Genomic DNA, 2,062 nt, shown 5'->3' with positions numbered 1-2,062 from the left:
GCGTTGTACCCGGCCTGTTTCATCCCGTTCGCGACCGTGATACCGAGCTGTTCGCGCTTGTCGTCCGGGGGAACGATGATCTTGGCGGTCCAATTGTTCGGAACTTCGTCCGCGTCGTCGAACAGCTGTTTCGCCTTGTCGATGTCCTTGCCGTGGGAGATCTTCTTCCACTTGTCGAGCGGGAAGTCCCACTTCTTCGTGATCTGTTCCGGCAGCGGACTGTACTGGCGCACGCCGGTCGGCTCGACGAAGTTCGAGATGGCCTGATCCATGTCGAAACAGTAGTCGATGGCTTCCCGAACCTTCGGGTTGGTCGTCGGCCCCTTCTTACAGTTGAAAGCGAGGTAGTAGTAGCCCAACGCCTTGGTCGCCACGATGGACGCATCACCCATGCCCTTGACCTGCTGCCAGAGCTTCGGCGGGATTTCCTCGATGACGTCGCTCTCGCCCGTTTGAAGGCTCGTCAAGCGCGTCGTCGGCTCCTCGATCGGTGTGTAGTGAACCTTTGCGAGGTTCGGGGTGAGATCGCCCCAGTAGTCGTCCCACCGGGAGATCTTGACGGATTTCCCTTCCTGCCAGCTATCGAACTTGAACGGTCCGGAGCCGACGGGCATCTTCTTGTTGAAATCTTTTTTGCTCTTTTCCCTGACCTTCTTGGGGACGATGGACCACGTCAGGGTGTTCATGAACGGACCGTACGGATACTTCAGATCGAACTGAACCGTGTGATCGTCGACAGCCTTCACGGAATCGATCATGTTGAGTTCCGCCGCGTTCTCCGTCTCCTCCTTGACGGGTGCCTCGAAGGAGTACTTCACGTCCTCGGCCGTGACGGGGTCGCCGTTCTGGAATTTGGCGTCCGTATTGAGTTTCACGACGTACGTCTTCCCGTCGTTCTTGACCTCCGGCTTGTCGGTCGCCAACTGTGGAACCTGGTTGATTCCGGCGTCGTACGTGTACAATCCCTCGAAGATGCGGTCCGACACCTCCGCCGAGGGAACGTCGTTGAGAACGATGGGGTCGAATTCCAGCGGGCTTTTCACTAATGAGAGAGTCAGCTTGCTGTTTTTGTTCCCCGACTGAGATCCGCTTCCGCCATCGCTGGTGTTGTCACCGCCACCACCATCACCGCCAGACGGGTTGTCGTTCGAGCCACCGGTACAACCGGCGAGCGAGGCGATACCGACTGCTCCGACTCCCTGAAGGAGACGCCGTCGCTTTATTTTGTCCGGAATCGATCGAGAATCCGTCATGCTATCTTTTTCCATGATTATGAGTAGCATCCCCATAGGAGTAGACAGGGGATATAAAGGTTTACAAAATGAATGGTTATGCCGATATTTCTGTAGGGACGTTTTCGTTTTCACGTCAGATAGACAGTTGCTCATGGAATGTCCAGAATATATTTACCCAACAAACGATAGTGTACAATACATACCTATAAAAAAGATCATTTAGACAGAACTTTCGGCATCCGAAAGCGAGTCGAAGAAGCTACTCGTAGTACTGCTTCCGCTCGACGACTTCGCTGAATGCGACGTTCTCGCTCACTTTGGTGATCTCGATCGTCACCCGGTCACGTTTCTCCGTGTCGGGAACGATGATGACGTAACCGCGTTCGACGCGAGCGATGCCATCGCCCTTCTCACCGATGCCTTCGATTTCGACGGTTCGACGGTCCCCGACTTCGACCGGCGGCGAGGTGTGTTGGTGGCTCTCGGTTGGTTCGGGGGTCGACTCCTGAGGGCTTGTCGTCGCTGCCGTTTTCGTGCGCTCCGAATCGGACCCGAGCAGTGCGACACGATACGTTTCGTCATCGTCCAAGACGCCGTTATCCAGTTCCCGCTCGGGAAGCGTGAGATGATACGCGCCGTTTCGTTCTTCGATTTGTGCACTGAAAACGCAGAGCAACTCGTCAGGTATCTCCATTTGTTCGTTTCGAGACGGCGGGAACATAAGAACGTATGTGTATGTCGCCGGTTTCTCACGTCGGAAATCGGACACGGGATCGGGGACTGAAGCGGTGAGCGATGTTCAAAGTCGGGAGTCGGAGAAAACGGTG

Annotated in this window: 2 protein-coding genes; both read right to left on the bottom strand. The window is 55.4% G+C overall.

Going from position 1 to position 2,062, the window contains the following annotated elements; all coding sequences use genetic code 11:
- Positions 1 to 1,253: ABC transporter substrate-binding protein (locus WBV42_RS03465; RefSeq protein WP_423984801.1), on the bottom strand; the 1,253-nt coding region annotated here is incomplete at its 3' end.
- A 241-nt stretch (positions 1,254 to 1,494) separates the two neighbouring features.
- Positions 1,495 to 1,929: a TRAM domain-containing protein gene (locus tag WBV42_RS03460; protein WP_423984800.1), complete on the bottom strand. Its 435-nt coding sequence runs from the start codon at positions 1,927 to 1,929 to the stop codon at positions 1,495 to 1,497.
- Positions 1,930 to 2,062: the final 133 nt, after the last annotated feature.

This window comes from Haladaptatus sp. (genome assembly GCF_049589095.1).
In the GTDB taxonomy this organism is placed as follows: Archaea; Halobacteriota; Halobacteria; order Halobacteriales; family Haladaptataceae; genus Haladaptatus.
The sequence above is the reverse complement of the archived record's forward strand: the minus strand, read 5'-3'. Positions and strand labels throughout refer to the sequence as shown.

Coding starts and splice junctions, on each gene's coding strand:
- WBV42_RS03460 (WP_423984800.1), bottom strand. CDS start 1,929: ATGGAGATACCTGACGAGTTGCTCTGCGTTTTCAGTGCACAAATCGAA.